This is a genomic window from Actinoallomurus acanthiterrae (assembly GCF_054775715.1).
Genome location: NZ_BAAHCO010000001.1, coordinates 11,755,568 through 11,771,333, shown reverse-complemented (window position 1 = coordinate 11,771,333; position 15,766 = coordinate 11,755,568). Strand labels below are relative to the sequence as shown.

At 71.1% G+C, this 15,766-nt stretch carries 12 protein-coding genes; 5 read left to right on the top strand and 7 right to left on the bottom strand.

Going from position 1 to position 15,766, the window contains the following annotated elements; translation table 11 throughout:
• Positions 1–522: 522 nt before the first annotated feature.
• Positions 523–1,629 carry an alpha/beta hydrolase family protein gene (locus tag ACYVF7_RS55490; RefSeq protein ID WP_460356072.1) on the top strand — a complete coding sequence of 369 codons (1,107 nt, stop codon included), beginning with the start codon at positions 523–525 and terminating at the stop codon, positions 1,627–1,629.
• Here the strand turns inward: ACYVF7_RS55490 and ACYVF7_RS55485 are convergent.
• The gene (locus ACYVF7_RS55485) at positions 1,626–2,081 is read right to left on the bottom strand and encodes a MarR family winged helix-turn-helix transcriptional regulator (protein ID WP_460356070.1); all 456 of its coding nucleotides are present in this window, start codon (positions 2,079–2,081) and stop codon (positions 1,626–1,628) included. The genes ACYVF7_RS55490 and ACYVF7_RS55485 overlap by 4 nt on opposite strands.
• Positions 2,078–2,497: an SRPBCC family protein gene (locus tag ACYVF7_RS55480; protein WP_460356067.1), complete on the bottom strand. Its 420-nt coding sequence runs from the start codon at positions 2,495–2,497 to the stop codon at positions 2,078–2,080. The genes ACYVF7_RS55485 and ACYVF7_RS55480 overlap by 4 nt, the downstream gene beginning before the upstream one ends.
• Positions 2,498–2,719: 222 nt before the next feature.
• Here ACYVF7_RS55480 and ACYVF7_RS55475 point away from each other — a divergent pair, with 222 nt between their 5' ends.
• Positions 2,720–4,060, top strand: a complete 1,341-nt coding sequence (locus tag ACYVF7_RS55475; RefSeq protein ID WP_460356065.1) for an FAD-binding oxidoreductase — start codon at positions 2,720–2,722, stop codon at positions 4,058–4,060.
• 69 nt (positions 4,061–4,129) lie between these two features.
• Here the strand turns inward: ACYVF7_RS55475 and ACYVF7_RS55470 are convergent, their stop codons facing one another.
• The 3 genes from ACYVF7_RS55470 to ACYVF7_RS55460 are packed head-to-tail and all read right to left on the bottom strand — an operon-like array spanning position 4,130 to position 7,027.
• The gene (locus ACYVF7_RS55470) at positions 4,130–5,218 is read right to left on the bottom strand and encodes a mannosyltransferase YkcB-related protein (protein WP_460356063.1); all 1,089 of its coding nucleotides are present in this window, start codon (positions 5,216–5,218) and stop codon (positions 4,130–4,132) included.
• On the bottom strand, positions 5,194–6,162 hold the full coding sequence (locus ACYVF7_RS55465) for a glycosyltransferase family 39 protein (protein WP_460356060.1): 969 nt from the start codon (positions 6,160–6,162) through the stop codon (positions 5,194–5,196). Before ACYVF7_RS55465 ends, ACYVF7_RS55470 begins: the two co-directional genes overlap by 25 nt.
• A gap of 37 nt (positions 6,163–6,199) precedes the next feature.
• Positions 6,200–7,027 carry a dolichyl-phosphate beta-glucosyltransferase gene (locus ACYVF7_RS55460; RefSeq protein ID WP_460356058.1) on the bottom strand — a complete coding sequence of 276 codons (828 nt, stop codon included), beginning with the start codon at positions 7,025–7,027 and terminating at the stop codon, positions 6,200–6,202.
• Between the two features lie 325 nt (positions 7,028–7,352).
• Here ACYVF7_RS55460 and ACYVF7_RS55455 point away from each other — a divergent pair, with 325 nt between their 5' ends.
• On the top strand, positions 7,353–10,874 hold the full coding sequence (locus ACYVF7_RS55455; protein WP_460356056.1) for a fibronectin type III domain-containing protein: 3,522 nt from the start codon (positions 7,353–7,355) through the stop codon (positions 10,872–10,874).
• A gap of 57 nt (positions 10,875–10,931) precedes the next feature.
• On the opposite strand, the gene ACYVF7_RS55450 is transcribed toward ACYVF7_RS55455, so the two are convergent.
• Entirely contained in the window at positions 10,932–12,191 is a 1,260-nt protein-coding gene (locus ACYVF7_RS55450; RefSeq protein ID WP_460356054.1) for an alginate lyase family protein, read from the bottom strand.
• Between the two features lie 114 nt (positions 12,192–12,305).
• The gene (locus tag ACYVF7_RS55445) at positions 12,306–12,935 is read right to left on the bottom strand and encodes a TetR/AcrR family transcriptional regulator (protein ID WP_460356052.1); all 630 of its coding nucleotides are present in this window, start codon (positions 12,933–12,935) and stop codon (positions 12,306–12,308) included.
• A 56-nt stretch (positions 12,936–12,991) separates the two neighbouring features.
• Between ACYVF7_RS55445 and ACYVF7_RS55440 the strand changes: the two genes are divergently transcribed.
• Both ACYVF7_RS55440 and ACYVF7_RS55435 read left to right on the top strand, forming a co-directional pair.
• Complete coding sequence (locus tag ACYVF7_RS55440; RefSeq protein WP_460356050.1) at positions 12,992–14,452, top strand: MFS transporter; 1,461 nt, start codon at positions 12,992–12,994, stop codon at positions 14,450–14,452.
• A 125-nt stretch (positions 14,453–14,577) separates the two neighbouring features.
• Entirely contained in the window at positions 14,578–15,762 is a 1,185-nt protein-coding gene (locus ACYVF7_RS55435; RefSeq protein WP_460356047.1) for an FAD-dependent oxidoreductase, read from the top strand.
• The last annotated feature ends 4 nt before the right edge of the window (positions 15,763–15,766 follow it).

The following is a 15,766-nucleotide window of genomic DNA, read 5'->3' as shown; positions in this document are numbered from 1 at the left end:
TTTACCATTAACCCGGACATTGAGCGCTATCGGTGCTGAAACTCCTGTGACAGCGGCGTCGCAGCGCGTCACGAACCCGCCCTCACAAGTGTCGAATTGCTGCCGTCATCGTCTGACCAGGGGTTTTCTGCCTGCTTTGTGATATGCCTGACTGACAGTCAGAATGTACGACCCCGTGACGGCGAGATGTCCAAAAGCGCCATGGGAGGTTACGCGAACCCCCGCCAGGGGGCTGGGTACACCCCCTCACTTGGGGTCCACCGGCTGGGGCGCGATCGGCCGCGTCCGTAGCGTCGGCGGCATGAGATCACTCGTAAGCCGGCGAGCCATCGCCCTCACCACGGCCGTCTGCGCCGGACTCGCCCTCACCGGATCGGCGCTCACCCCGATCAGCGCGACCGCCGCGCCGACGACCGCCGCGCCGGCGGGTGCCCGCCCGGCCGCCGAGGCCTCCGCGCCGGCCGCGGCCGGGGCGCGCTCGCCGCGAAACCCGTACGCCTCAAGACCCTTTCGGCCGACGAGGTGCGCACCGCGCTGGCCAAGGCCGGATTCGAGCATGCCTCGGTCCGGTACGGCGTTGAGCTGTACCGCCTGCTCTATCGGACGGTGGACGCCAAGGGCCGGCCGACCGTCGCCAGCGGTCTGATCGTCCTGCCACGGAGCGGCGACCGCAGGCCGCGCATCGTGTCGTTCACCCACGGAACCCAGAGTTACAAGGAGGACGCCCCCTCGATCGGCAAGGACGACTTCTCGTCCTCCCCGGCGATGACGTTCGGCGCGGCGGGCTTCGTCGCCGTAACCCCGGACTACCTCGGGCTGGGCGAGGGGCCGGGCACTCACCCGTGGATGGACGTCCCGTCGGAGACCACCGCGTCACTGGACATGCTGCGCGCGGCCCGCGAGTTCATGGCCCGCCGGGGGATGGTCCCGCAGCGGCGGGTCCTGGTCACCGGGTTCTCCCAGGGCGCGTCGGCGGCCCTTGGGCTCGCCCGCGCGCTCCAGGACGGCGCCGACCGCTGGTACCGCCTCGGCGCCGTCGCGCCCATCAGCGGCGGGTACGCCTTCCGCGACGCCGAGCTCCCGGCGCTCCTCGCGGGTAAGGAGATCCCGTCGAAAATCGGCGTGGCCTACACGACCTACCTGCTCGTCTCCTGGAACCGCCTGCACCACCTCTACGACTCTCCCGGCGAGGTGTTCCAGGCGCCGTACGCCGACAAGGTGAACCGGCTGTTCGACGGGACGACGCCGGGCCAGGAGATGCTCGCCGCACTGCCCGACAGGCTCTACGGGAAACCGCGGCAGCCGGGCGATCCGAACCCTCTCCTCACCTCGCGCGGCAAGGCCATGCTGGAACACCCGACCGGAGCGTTCGCGAAGGCGCTGCGGGTCGCCGACGGGACGTGCACCGGCTGGGTGCCGCGCGCGCCCATCCGCCTCTACTACGCCGCGGGCGACGAGCAGGCGGTCACCGCCAACACCGACCACTGTCGGGCGGCGTTCCGCGCGAATGGGGTGAACCTGACGCCGATCGACCTCGGCCCGACCGACTATGAGGGTTCCCGTCATCTCGGGACGGCGGTGACCGGGACCGCGGCGATCGTCGACTGGTTCACCCGCCTGCCCGCCTAGGACACGCCCTGATGACTCGGCTCGTCCGGCGGCGCGGCCAGGGGGCGGAGGATCCCCAGCAGCGCCGCCGTGTCGGGCACCCGCCAGAAGAACTCCGCGTCGGCCGCCTCGACCGCGGTGATCGCCGCCTGGGCCGCCTCGGCGCCCCGCTCGGTGACCCGCAGCCGCCGGGCCCGGGTGTCGGCGGGGTCGACCTTCCGCTCCAGGAGGCCCTTCTCCTCGAGCTTGCGCAGCACCTGCGACGTCATCTTGATGTCCGTGGCGGCACGCCGGGCGAGGGTCAGCTGGTTGGGCTCCTCACCGTGGGTGTTCAGCCACCAGGTGTTGGCCAGCAGGACGAACTGCACATGGGTGAGGCCGAGCGGGGCCAGGGTGGCGGTCATCTCCCGCTGCCAGCGCAGCGTGACCTGCCAGAGCAGGAATCCGGGGCTCTCGTCGGGATGGGACGTCATCGGGCCTCGGCCAGCCGGACCAGAGCCGCGACGGTCTCGGGGAAGTCGCCGGTGATGGCCGGGCCGAGCTGCGGCCCGACCTGGTCGGCGGCCGGCCCGTCGATCTCCGTGCGGTAGACGATCCGGATCCGGCCGTCGCCGAGCGGCTCGATGCGGTGCACGGTCGTGACGGTGAAGTCACCGGCGTCCATCTGGTCGACGAACAGCGTGTGCTCCTCCACCTGGACCAGGTCGAGCACGACCGGCTCGTCGCCGGGCGGCGTCATCGTGATCCGGGAACCGACCGCGAACGGACCGTCGATCTCGACCTTCTCGATCTCGGCGTTCCAGGTCTGCCAGCCGGGCACGTCGGCCCACAGGCGCCAGACGGTCTCCGGGGCCGCGGCCGTCTCCGCGGTGTGCTGGTACTCCCACATGTCCGTACTCCGTTCCGCGAGGGGATCTAGGTGAAAGATTAGTCTGCGCGCAGACTATCTGTCCACCGAGCATCTCCAATCCGCCGGTGCGCGCGCATGACGCCGGTCCCCGTAGTTCCGTGACGGCCGCGGCCGGTGGCGTACGTCACAAGGCCGGCCTGTCACAGGGATCAGGTCGCCGGCATCTCTTGGTCGTCAGGTTCACCTCGCAGAAGGAACGTCATGAGCTCAGCGCTGGAAACCCTTCGCCGTGACTTCGGCGGCGACATCATCGAACCGGGCGGAGCGGAGTACGAATCGGCCAGTCGCACGGTGTTGGCCGCGGGTAGTCCGGCCTATGTTCTGCGACCCAAGAGCGTCAGGGACGTACGGGCAGGTGTCGGATTCGCCGCCGACGCAGGGCTTCCGCTGTCCGTGCGAGGCGGCGGCCATGGCTTCGCGGGCTTCGGCACCAACGACGGCGGCGTCGTGATCGACCTCGGCATGCTCGCGAATGTGGAGGTCATCGACGACGAACGCCACCTCGTGCGGATCGGCGGCGGCGCCACCTGGGGTCAGGTCGCGGACGCCTTGGCCGCGCATGGACTGGCGATCTCCTCGGGCGACACCAAGAGTGTCGGTGTCGGTGGGCTGACGCTGGCCGGCGGCATCGGCTGGAAGGTCAGGAAGTACGGTCTGGCCCTGGACAACGTGGTCGCCGCGGAGGTGGTCACCGCCGACAGAGAGGTGGTGCGCGCGAGCGCGGAGGAGAACCCAGAGCTGTTCTGGGCGATCCGCGGTGGCGGCGGCAATCTCGGGATCGTGACCGCCTTCGACTTCGTGGCGCACCCGACGACCGACATCTTCTACGGCAAGATCGTCTTCCCGGCGTCGGAGCTGGCCGGCGTGCTCCAGGGCTGGGCGGACCACCTGCGCACCGCTCCCGAAGAGCTCACCTCCATCGCGAACTTCGCCAATCCGTTCGCCGGCGGACCCGAAGCGCCGGTCGAGATCCAGGTCGCCTTCGACGGTGACGACCCGGAACGCGCCGCGCAGGCGATCGACCCGATCCGCCGGCTCGGCACGGTGATCGACGACGACGTCACGCTGACGCCCTATGCGGACACGCTCGTGGACGGGGCGACCCCACCGCCGGGAATCCAGCTCGTCACCCGAGGCGCCTTCGTCGACAAGGAGTCGGCGCCCGAGGTCCTCCGGATCCTCGCCGAGGTCGGGGCGTCGGAGAGGCCGCCGTTCATCGCCGTTCGCAGCGTCGGCGGCGCGGTGTCCCGAGTCTCCGACGACGCCACCGCCTACGCGCATCGCCGAGCGGAGCTGATGTTCGTGACCACCGTCGCGGGTCCGACGCCGGTCGTCGACGCCGCTCGTCCCGCGCTGGACGCCATCTGGGGGAGACTCGCACCCCACGTCACCGGCGCCTACGCCAACTTCCTCGCTTCCGCCACCGAGGAGGACGTCGCCGCGATCTATCCGACGGGGACCTATGAGCGGCTCGCCGCCGTCAAGCGTCAGTACGACCCCGGCAATCTGTTCGCTCACAACCACAACGTCCGGCCTCAGTAGGCCGCAAGGCCGCGGCCCGGTCTCCACAGGCTGTGGACACCGGGCCGCGGATCCGTACGGACGAGCGCGTCAGCCGTTGTAGCGGTACAGCGTCTGGCCGCTGCCGGTCGAGCTCGACGTGCTGCCGCCGCCGTACTCGGTGGCCTTGACGACCGTGAGGTTCTTCTTGATCCAGTCGGTGACCGCGGTGTTCCCGCCGCGGTTGTCGCCGCCGAGGAGGACGTAGCGCAGCTTGCCCTCCGTGAGGTACTGCTTCAGCTTCGCGACGGTCATGGCCGGGTCGCTGCCGGTGAAACCGCCCATCGCGATGACCGGTTCGCCGGTCTTCAGGATGATCGACGAGGCGCCCTGCGCGCTGGAGACCGCGACGAGCCAGGTAGCGCCGCCTCGGTTCTTCTCCAGGTACGAGATCAGCGATGCGCTCACGTCACCGCCGGGCCCGCCGCCGCGCGCCGCCATGCCGCCCGACGGCGCGCCGCCGCGCGCCGCTGTGCCGCCTGATGGTGCGCCGCCGCCCTGGGGCGCCCCGCCACCCGTAGGGGGCTTCATGCCCGCGGGCATCGAACGGCCGCTCATCCGCGGCCCGCCGCCCATGCCGCCCGAGGTGGCCGGCCCGGCCGTCGGGTTGGTGCCGTTCTCGCCGGTGCCGCTGAACGCCGTCGTGGTGGCGTACGCGGCGGGCCCCGCCAGGGACCCGACCAGGCCGACCGCCGCCGCGCCCAGCGCGAGCCGGGTCCGGGTACGCGGCGCGAGGCGGGCGATCACGAGTCCGGCCACGCCGGCGACCGTGGCCGCCGCGACCAGCCAGGCGACCCACGGGTGCCAGCTCGGCGTACGGCGCAGCACGACGAACGCCCATCCGCCAGTGACGGCGAACGCGAGCGGCAGCGCCCAGGACCAGCGGCGCGGGGCCTGGAACATCGCCACCGTGCCGGCCCCCACCAGCGCGGCCAGCGCGGGCGCCATGGCGGTCGAGTAGTACGGGTGGAAGGTGCCCTGCGCGAAGCTGAACACCGCGTAGTGCACGGCCAGCCAGCCGCCCCACAGCAGCAGCCCCGCGCGGGCCTGGTCGGTGCGCGGCGCGCGGCCGCGAAGGGCGACCGCCACGACGAGCGCGATGACGGCGAACGGGATCAGCCAGGAGATCTGTCCGGCCATGATCTGGTTGAAGAGCCGGCACCGGACGTGCCGCCGAAGTTCGCGCCCTGGCCCGCACCGCCGCCGCCGGCCGACTGGCCGAAGATCCGGCCGAGGCCGTTGTAGCCGATGACGAGGTCCCAGACCGTGTTGTTCGTGCTGCCGCCGATGTACGGGCGGTCGCTCGCCGGCCACTGGTCGACGATCAGCATCCACCAGGCGCTCGACACCGCGAGCGTCACCCCGGCGGCCGCCAGGTGACCGACGCGCCGGACCGTCGAGCCCTTCGCGCACAGGAGGTACACCAGCGCGAAGCCGGGCAGCACCAGGTAGGCCTGCATCATCTTGGTGTTGAACCCGAGCCCGACGAACGCCGCGCAGGCGAGGAGCCAGCGCAGCCGGCCGGACTCCAGCGCCCGCTGCAGCGCCCACGCGGCGAGCACGAGCAGCAGGACGAGCAGAGTGTCCGGGTTGTTGTCGCGGTCGATCGCGACCGTGATCGGCGTCAGCGTCAGCACGAGCGCCGAGATCAGCGCCGCGCGGTACCCGAAGCTCCGGCGGACGGTGGCGTACAGCACGGCGACGGCGGCGACGCCCATGACGACCTGTGGGCCGACCAGGCTCCAGCCGTTCACGCCGATCACGCGCGCGACCAGTGCCGGAATCCACAGCGCCAGCGGCGGCTTGTCGACGGTGATGTAGCTGCCGGCGTCCAGCGATCCGAAGAAGAAGGCCTTCCAGCTGTGCGCCCCGGACAGGACGGCGGCGGAGTAGTAGGAGTTGCCGGACAGGGACCAGACGCGCCAGCCGTACAGGACCGCGGCAAGGCCGAGGATCGCCCACAGAGTCGGGCGCGCCCAGCGGGGCGGCGGGGCCGGGTCGTACGGGCCGGGGGCGCGCTGCCGGTGCCGTGCGGCGGGATCGCGGGTCATCGGGGCGGCGGGCGGGGACATGTGCGTCGTCATCCGGGTGGGTCTTCCTGTGCGGAGGGACAGTGGGGGGTCAGGCCGCGGCGCGGACGGCGACAGGCCGCCGCCGGGACGGCACCGGGGCGCGGAACTCCCCGCGCCGGAGGCGCCGGCGGACCCGGGCGATGCCGCGCAGGTCGTCCAGTGCCGTCTGGACGATGTCGACGCGGCTGTCGGGGTCGTCCACCCAGTCGACCGGGACCTCGTGGACGCGCAGGTCGCTGCGTTCGGCGAGCACGAGCAGTTCGGTGTCGAAGAACCAGGCCTGGTCCTCGACGAGCGGCAGCAGCGCCTGGACGATCTCGGTACGGCCGGCCTTGAACCCGCACTGGGCGTCGGAGAATCGCGCGCGCAGCGTCGTACGCAGCAGGAGGTTGTAGCAGCGGGAGATGATCTCGCGCTTCGGCCCTCGCTCGACGCGGGCGCCGCGGGCCAGGCGCGAGCCGATCGACAGGTCGCTGTGCCCCGACACCAGCGGCATGACCAGGGGCAGGAACCCGTCGAGGTCGGTGGACAGGTCGACGTCCATGTACGCGACGACGTCGGCGTCGCTCATGCCCCACACGTGCCGCAGGGCGCGGCCCCGGCCCTTCTGGTCCAGGTGGACGGCGCGGATGTGCGGCAGGTCCTGGGTGAGCCGCATGGCGACGTCCCAGGTCCGGTCGGTGCTGGCGTTGTCGGCGACCGTGATGCGGAAGGCGTACGGGAACGTGCCGGTCAGGTAGGTGTGCAGCCGGCCGACGCTCTGGGCGAGGACGTGCTCCTCGTTGTAGACCGGGATGACGACCTCCACCAGGACGTGGGACGACCTGCGGAGGGGACGGACGGGCATGTCCTGCGCGGTGAGGGTGAAGTCGCTCATGACATCCACGGTCGTGAGTCGCGCTGTGAACGGACTGACACGTCGATGAGGTCTGCGTGAGAGCTCGGGCCCGCCGGAGCGGGCGCTCTCATCCGGCGCTCATGAAGCACCGAGGTCCATTAAAGATCACGCGTTGTGGTCCGACCACTTGGCGACGTGCGCCTTCATTGAAGGTGAGTGTCCAGACACTCATATATCCCATTTGACGTGGGAGTTTCACGAATTGGCGTATTGACAGGCCCTAGGGGTGATCGTAATCTCCGCGCAGGAGACATCCGATCAATCCTCCATCGATGGCTCCACGGAGACGACCCGAGGAGGCCGCATGGCCCCGTTCCGTCCGCCTGCCAGACGACCGTTCGCTCTGCTCCTGACCGCGATCACGGCTCTCGCCGTTCCCCTGGTCACGGCCGCCGTCCCCGCAGCCGCGGCCGGACCGCCGGGAGCGGTGCTCTACGTCTCACCCACGGGCGACGACCACGCGCCCGGAACCTCCGGACGCCCCTTCCGTACGCTGACGCACGCCCGTGACGTCGTCCGGTCTCTCGACCAGGACATGAAGGCAGACATCACCGTCCGGCTGCTCCCGGGAACGTACCGGCTCACCGAACCGCTCACGCTCGACTCCCGTGACTCCGGGACCAACGGCCACGAGGTGATCTGGACGGCCGCGCCCGGTGCGCACCCCGTCGTCTCCGGCGGGCGGCGGCTCACCGGCTGGAAACTCACCGATCGGGCCAGGAACCTCTGGTCCGCCCCGGCCCCGGCCGGGCTGAACACCCGGCAGCTGTACGTCGACGGCGCCCGCGCCCGGCGCGCGGCCGGGCCGCTGCCGACGAAGCTGACCGCGACCGACACCGGGTACACGGCGGCGTCGGACGCGATGGCGTCGTGGCGCAACCCGAAGGACATCGAGTTCGTCTACAGCGGCGGCGACGGCTACTGGTCGCTCAAGACCGGCGGCCAGGGCCCCTGGACGGAACCACGCTGCCCGGTCGGATCGGTGTCCGGCACCACGATCACGATGGCGCAGCCGTGCTGGGACAACTCCAACAAGCGGGTGATGCGCACCGACAACTCGGGCCGTACGGTCAACCTGGTCGGCCCGCAGAGCCTCGGCAACGGGAAGGTCCCGGCGTACGTCGAGAACGCCTATGAGGTGCTCGACCAGCCCGGCGAGTGGTATCTCGACCGGTCCGCCGGCACGGTCTCCTACATCCCGCGGCGCGGGGAGGACCCGCGGCGCGCGGACATCGAGGCGCCGACGCTGGAGAAGCTCGTCGACGCGAAGGGCACGGCGTCCGCCCCGATCCACGACGTCGCCTTCACCGATGTCCAGTTCTCCTACGCCACGTGGCTGACGCCGAGCACGCCGGAGGGCTTCTCGGAGATCCAGGCGAACTACACGGTCACCGGGCCGACCGGGTACGCCACCCAGGGCCTGTGCCAGTTCATCGCCGGCGGCACCTGCCCGTACGGCGCGTGGACCAAGGCGCCCGGCAACGTGAGCCTCGCCTACGACCAGCGCGTCCGGTTCGAGGGCGACGTGTTCGCCCACCTCGGCGCGGCAGGGCTCGACCTCGGCGACGGCTCACAGGACGCCACGGTCAAGGGCTGCGTGTTCACCGACATCTCCGGCAACGGGCTGGAGGCCGGCGGCGTCGACATGCCGCAACCGGCCGGCCAGGCCGACCACACCAGCGGCGTCCAGGTGCTCGACAACCACCTGTACGGACTCCCCGCCGAGTACCACGGCGGCGTCGCCATCGACGTCGGGTACGCCGAGCACACCCGCATCTCCCGCAACCAGATCGACCACACCTCGTACACCGCGATCTCCATCGGCTGGGGCGGCTGGCCGGACAAGATCGCCGTGCAGGCGACGCCGAACTACTCGAACGACAACACCATCTCGGCCAACCTCATCCGCGACCCCATGCAGCTGCTCGCCGACGGCGGCGCGATCTACACCCAGGGCATCACCGGCACCTCCCTGGCCGACGGCGAGCACGTCACCGGCAACGTCATCCTGAACTCCCTCGGGCACGGCCACGCCATCTACAGCGACAACGGCGCGACGTTCATGACGATCAACGGCAACGTGCTGTACGGGAACGAGAACGACTGGGGCGGCACCCACACCGACTACCGGCCCGGCGCCAGTGGGTCCGACCCGACGGACATCGAGAGCAACTACTGGCAGCAGGGTGACGCCGATACCAACGCCAAGAACATCGTCAAGAAGAACAACCACCTCATCGCCGGACTGAACGACGTGCCGGCGAACGTCCTGGGGAACGCCGGGCTCGAACCCGCCTACCGGCACCTGCTCGCGGTGACGCCCGGCGGCACCACCGTGCCCGACGCCCCCGCCCAGGTCGCCGCCTCCGCCGCCGACGGCGCGGCGTACGTCGGATGGAACCCGGTCTTCGTCGACCACGGATCCCCGGTGCTCCGGTACACCGTCACCGCCTCGCCCGGTGGGAAGTCCGTCACCGTCTCCGCGGCCGACCTCCGCCGGCTCGGGTACGCCGTCGTGCCCGGCCTGGCCAACGGCACGGCGTACACCTTCACGGTCACCGCCGCAGGCGGCCACGGCACCGGTGCGGCGTCGCTGCCGTCCGCCGCGGTCACGCCGAAGAGCGGCGTCGGAGCCGTCCCGGGCGCGCCCACGTCGTTCGCGTCCAACGCCGACGGCGGCACGGTACGGCTGTCGTGGAACCCGCCGTCGTCCGCCGGCGGCACCCCGATCCTCGGGTACACGATCAGCGCGCCCGGGCTGAAACCGGTGCGCTACACCGGGCACACCGCGATCTGGGCGACGAGCGACCGGAACATCTTCACCACCGTCGGCGGTCTGAAGACACTGCGGCCGTACACCTTCCAGATCACCGCGGACAACGTCGCCGGATCCGGGAAGCCGGCCGTCCTGACGGCCGTGCCGGGCACGGTCCCGGCGTGCGCCGGAGCGAAGCTGACCATCGCCTCGGACACCGCCGAGCCAGGCAAGCCCACCGCCGCCACCACCACGCTGACCGACGGCTGCGACACTCCGCTGTCCGGCGCGAAGGTGTACCTGTCGGCGACCAACGGCTACCAGGTGAGCCCCGCCTCGCCCGCCGACCTGGGTGACGTCGCGGCGGGCGCGTCGGCCTCGCAGAAGTGGACCGTGACCCCGCCCGCGGACGCGACCTCCGGCAGCCGCCTGACCGCCGTCGCCGTCTTCACCACCGGCGGCACGGCGGAGTCCGTCCAGGCGACCGGGGCGGTCACCCCGCCCGCGCCGTCGCTGCAGGCGGCGTACGACAACGTCGGCATCAGCGACGACGCGAGCCCCACCGCCGCCAACATCGACGGTGCGGGGTCGAGCCTCTCCGCGCAGGCGCTGGCCGCCGCCGGTGCCACGCCGGGCGGCACCGTCACCGCCGATGGGACGACCTTCACCTGGCCGAACGTCGCGGCGGGCCAGAACGACAACGCCGTCGCGAGCGGCACGGCGTTCGACCTGAGCGGTTCGGGCGGCACGCTGTCCTTCCTGCTCACCTCGGCGTACGGTCCGTCGACCGGCACCGGCCAGGTCGTCTACTCCGACGGCACGAGCGACTCGTTCACCCTCACGGTGCCGGACTGGCACGCCGGGTGCTCCCAGTCGGGCGCCGGCGTCGCGCTGTACATGCCGTACCGCAACCGTCCGAACGGCAAGGATCCCCTGCCGGTCTGCGTCTACGGCGCCTCCACGCCGTTGCAGCCCGGCAAGACCGTCACCCGCGTCGTCCTGCCGAACGTCAGCGGCAGCGTGACGCCGGGTGTGCCGTCCCTGCACATCTTCGCCGCGACCATTCACTGACGCGAAGGGGGGACCGGGGCCCCTGACCCGGTCCCCCCTCGTCATTGCCGGGCGGCGCTACCGGGTGAAGGCCAGCGTGCCGAAGCCGAGCTGGTCGAAGCCGCCGCTGTTCGGGCCGTAGTTCCCGCCGCCGCCCTCGGGACGCACCTTGGCGGCCATCGCCTTGGTGTACGGCGCGCGCAGGCCGCGGCGGCGGACGTAGTGGTTGTAGACCAGGGCCCAGATCGGGCGGACATTGCCCCGGGCGGAGGGCGACACCTGGGTCTGGGTCTCGGTATGACTCCAGACGCCCGGCGCGCCGGCCTTCCAGACGTACGGCGTGAACGGCACGTCGTGCCCGAGGTTGTACTTGGCGACGTACTCACAACCCTTGAGGAACCGGTTGCCGTCGTAGCCGTACAGGTCGTAGCCCTGGTTCCACGCCATCTCGCAGAACGTGCCCATGAGCCCGATCCCGAGTGTCGTGTGCCCCTGGTCGCGCCCGGCCTCCTGCCACTGGCCGAGGCCGCCCGGGTGGAGGTACGGGACGGCGTGCCGGATGGAGCCGTTCCCCGCACCCGTCTTGAAGTAGGTCACCGCCTGCCGCACCTTGGCGTGGTCGTCGCAGAGGATCCCGACGGCCAGTACCGAGCACATCGACGCCAGGTCCCAGTTCGCCCAGTAGTTCGTGATGAACGCGCCGTTGTGGTGCTTCAGGAAGTCGTCGTTCGCCGGGTAGAAGACCTCGCGCATCATCTTCTGGAACCGCGCGAGGTCGAAGCCGGGGTAGCCGCGCATGAGCTCGGCGGCGTTCGCGAACTGGTAGCCGTAGATCCCGGCCGCCAGGAACCGGTCGGCGTTACCGGTCACGGTCTTCAGGGCCGCGGACCAGGCGTTCAGGATGTCGCGCGCCGTGTCGCCGTGCGCGCGATCGCCGGTGAGCTTCCAGCGCAGGGCGTTCTGGTACGCGGCGTGGACGTCGTTGTAGAGGAGGACGTAGTTCTGCTGCGAGCCGCCGCGGTACACCGTCGCCTGGGGGCGCGCCTTCCAGCCGCTGCCGGAGTGGGAGTTCGCCTCGAGGGCCTTCCAGCCCGCCTGCCACGGCGCGGCGCCCGCGCGCACCTTGGTCCGCATTCGCTTCAGATCGGCGCTCGTGTGCAGCAGCCCCGGGTGGGCGAACCGCTTCGCCGGCGCCTTGGCCAGCTTCGCGCCCACACTGCCGGCCGTCGCGTGTCCGCCGTCGAGCAGCCCGGCTCCCGCGACACCGGCCACGCCGGCGACCGCCAACCCACCCGTCAGCCCCAGCACGCTCCGCCGACTCATCTGGATCTGCCCCATGATGTCTCCTATGCGCGTCGATGCTCTCGCTCAGGAGACGGTCCGGACGCCCGGCGATAACCGTTTCTGACGGCCCGGATGGATCAGAAACTGAAGCTCCGGATCGCCGCTCCACTACTCCTCCGCGTGATCCCCACGCCATCGCTCGGTGGCGACACCGGCCATGATCACCGATACGACGTCCTCGGCGAGTTGGGGCGTGATGGGGAGATGCCCGAAGAGCACGCGGTAGTACGTGGTCGACGCGAGCATGTCCAGCAGAAGGTCGATGTCGGCGTCGGGCCGGATGTCGCCGCGGTCGATGCCGCGGCGTAGCGCTTCGGCGGTGGTGGCACGGCGCGGATGGAAGAAGACGTCCAGGAACTCCTTCTCCAGCTCGGCGTCGTCGGTGAGGTCGGCGACGAGCGCGGGCAGTGCCTTGCGGCCGATGGCGGTGGTGAAGGCGTCGCTGAGCGTGCTGATGCCGGCGATGAGGTCGCAGTGGGTGCAGCCGGTGTCGGGCGTCGGTGCGGTGCCGAAGGTGGCGGCCAGGGCTCCGACGACAAGGTGCTGGCGGGAGCGCCAGCGGCGACGGATGGCGGGCTTGCTCGTCCCGGCGCGAGTGGCGGCCCCTTCCATCGTGAGGCCGCCGTAGCCGACCTCGTTGAGGATCTCGATGACCGCTCGCGGAACCGCGTCGTCGATGCGTGGGTCACGAGGTCTCCCACCGCCGCCCCGAGCGGTGCCGCTTGTCGTCTGGGCCATGGAGGAAGTATACAAGTTATGTTCCGATCCGAAACGAAACATAACTAGGAGGCACCATGAGCCACAGCTCCGGCGAATCGGTTGACAGCTCTGCCGACCATGACGTTGAACAGGTCCCGCCTCCTGCGCCGGCGACGGGCGCCCGCTCCGGCGAGAGCGTCTTCGGCGACGCCTATCGCGCGCTCACCCTCGGGGTCCTGCTGTCGGTCGGCGTGGTCGCGTTCGAGTCACTCGGGGTGGCCACGATCCTGCCCGGCATCGCCGACGACCTCGACGGCCTTGGCGCCTATGGCTGGGGACTGTCCGCGCTGATGCTGGCCAATGTCATCGGCACGGTGCTCTCCGGGCGGGCCGCCGACCGTCGCGGCCCCTGGCGCCCGATGGCATGGGGCATGCTGACCCTGGCGGCCGGTTGCGTGGTGGCGGGCGCCGCCCCCAGTTGGCCGCTCTTCCTGGTCGGCCGTTTCGGCCAGGGGCTGGGTGTGGGCGCCGTGATGGCCATGGCCTACACCGTGATCGGTCTGGCCTACCCCGAACGACTGCGGGCCCGGATGTACGCCCTGCTGTCGTCGGCATGGACCATTCCCTCCCTCATCGGCCCGGCCATCACCGGCACGCTGGCCGACCGCACCACATGGCGTGCGGTGTTCCTGCTCATCTTGCCGATCATCGTCGCCGCGGCCGCGCTCGTCCTGCCCCCGCTGCGCGCACTGCACCGGCCGAACGGCGCCGTCGCCCCTGCCATCGCGCTTCCGTGGTGGAAACGTCCGCTCGGCGGCGCCGTCGTGCTCACCCTGGGCACCGGCCTTCTCCTCCAGGCACTGCTGTTGACGAACCTGGCCGTGTTGCTCGTCCTGGCGGTCATCGGCATCGCCATCACGGTGCCCGCGTTGCGCTGGGTGACGCCTGAGGGCACTCTCAGTGCCCGGCCTGGTCTGGGGGCCGGTGTCACCGTCCGGGCTCTGCTGTGCGGGACCTACTTCGGCACCGAGGCGTTCCTTCCGCTCGGCCTTCAGGAACTGCGCGGAATGGGTGCCACCATGGCCGGGCTCGGGCTGTCCGCGGGAGCCATCACCTGGGTCGCCGGTTCGGCCTTGCAGGCCAGACGCGACGCTGGCCGCGTCGCCGCCACCATCTCCGGCTTCGCCGTTCTCCTCGCGGGAGTCGTGCTGATCGCACTCACGACCCTGTCCGACGTGCTGCCGTCGTGGATCGCCGTGTTGGGTTGGGCCGTCGGCGGCCTGGGAATGGGCGTCGGCTTCAACGCGTCGACGACCGAGACCCTGCGGCAGGCCCCCACGGAGCGGCAGGGCGAGGCGAGCGGTGCCCTTCAGCTCGCCCAGACCTTCGCCACCGCAGTGATCGCCGGACTCGGCGGAGGGGCCATCGCGCTCAGCGAGAACCACGGCACCTCGATGCGGACCGCCCTGTTGAGCGTCTTCATCCTGACCGGCCTGCTCGCCGCTGGTGGAATGCTCATCTCCCACCGACTCCGTCCCGCGACCGACAGGTCATGACACTTCCGCAGGCCTATGTACTACGGAATGTAGTACTTTGGTGGTAGTACTACGCGATGTAGTACTTGGCGGTGTCGGTTTCGTCCCCACGAGGCGGGCGATTCGGTTTGGAGAGGTGAGGGCCGGTGGCGGAGCGGCTGACGGCGATCGTGGTGGGCGGCGGAATCGCGGGGCTCGCTTCGGCCACCTCGCTCGCACAGGCGGGCTGGGCGGTCACGGTGCTGGAACGGGCGCCGGCCTTCGGGGAGGTCGGTGCGGGCCTGGCCATCACCCGCAACGGGATGAGCGCCCTGGAGGCCATCGGCGCCGGTGAGGCCGTAGGCGCCGCGGGACATGAGACCGTCCCCGCGGGCTTTCAGGATCCGGGAGGCCGCTGGCTGCTGCGGATCCCCGACACACCGGACGTGCGCGCGACCACCACGATCTGGGGCATTCACCGGCAACGCCTGCACTCCGCCCTACGGCAGGCGGCCGAGGCCGCCGACGGCGTCGAGCTGGTCACCGGCGCCGAGGTCACCGCCGTCCGGCCGGGTCACCCCGCCGGCGAGCCGGCCGCCGTCACCTGGCGGACCACCTCCGGGCAGCACACCGGCGAAGCCGGCCTGGTCGTGGCCGCCGACGGCGTTCGCAGCACCGTACGGCGGCAGCTGTTCCCGAACGCCCGCCCCCGCTACAGCGGCAGCACCAGCTGGCGGGCGATCATCCCCGACACCACCTCCGACGGCCGCCTTTTCCAGGCATGGGGACCGGGCACAGAGTTCGGTGCCGTCCGGATCAGCGACCACGAGCTCTACTGGTACGGCTACTTCCGGCATCCCGAAGGAGCCTCCTTCGACGACGAACTCGCCGCCGCCCGCGACCGTTTCTCCGGCTGGTCCGCGCGAATCCAGGCCATCGTGGCGGCCACCACCGCCGACCAGCTGATGCGCCACGACGTCTACCACCTGCACCCGGGGCTCGGCGGCTACGTCCGCGGGAGGGTCGTCATGGTCGGCGACGCCGCCCACGCCATGGTGCCCACTGTGGGGCAAGGAGCGTCTTCCGCCGTGGAAGACGGCGTCTGCGTGGGCCGCCTCATCGCGGCACCGGTCACCGCCGGCGGCGACCTGACCGCCGCGCTGGCCGCCTTCGACCAGGCCCGCCGGCCACGGTGCCGCCAGATGGCCCGGATGGCGGCCATCACCGCCAGATTCGGCGCCGACCTTCGCGGCGGCCGGCGGCAAGCCGTCCGCAACACTCTGCTGAGGCTCACTCCCGCCGGGTCCGTCGCCAAAGCCGCCGCACCGATCGTGAGCTGGACGGCCCCGTAACGCC

Excerpts from the sequence above, each read along its gene's own strand:
- ACYVF7_RS55440 (WP_460356050.1), top strand. The coding sequence starts at position 12,992 with ATGAGCCACAGCTCCGGCGAATCGGTTGACAGCTCTGCCGACCATGAC.
- ACYVF7_RS55455 (WP_460356056.1), top strand. The coding sequence starts at position 7,353 with ATGGCCCCGTTCCGTCCGCCTGCCAGACGACCGTTCGCTCTGCTCCTG.
- ACYVF7_RS55470 (WP_460356063.1), bottom strand. The coding sequence starts at position 5,218 with ATGGCCGGACAGATCTCCTGGCTGATCCCGTTCGCCGTCATCGCGCTC.
- ACYVF7_RS55485 (WP_460356070.1), bottom strand. The coding sequence starts at position 2,081 with ATGACGTCCCATCCCGACGAGAGCCCCGGATTCCTGCTCTGGCAGGTC.
- ACYVF7_RS55475 (WP_460356065.1), top strand. The coding sequence starts at position 2,720 with ATGAGCTCAGCGCTGGAAACCCTTCGCCGTGACTTCGGCGGCGACATC.
- ACYVF7_RS55465 (WP_460356060.1), bottom strand. The coding sequence starts at position 6,162 with ATGACGACGCACATGTCCCCGCCCGCCGCCCCGATGACCCGCGATCCC.
- ACYVF7_RS55445 (WP_460356052.1), bottom strand. The coding sequence starts at position 12,935 with ATGGCCCAGACGACAAGCGGCACCGCTCGGGGCGGCGGTGGGAGACCT.
- ACYVF7_RS55480 (WP_460356067.1), bottom strand. The coding sequence starts at position 2,497 with ATGTGGGAGTACCAGCACACCGCGGAGACGGCCGCGGCCCCGGAGACC.
- ACYVF7_RS55450 (WP_460356054.1), bottom strand. The coding sequence starts at position 12,191 with ATGGGGCAGATCCAGATGAGTCGGCGGAGCGTGCTGGGGCTGACGGGT.
- ACYVF7_RS55460 (WP_460356058.1), bottom strand. The coding sequence starts at position 7,027 with ATGAGCGACTTCACCCTCACCGCGCAGGACATGCCCGTCCGTCCCCTC.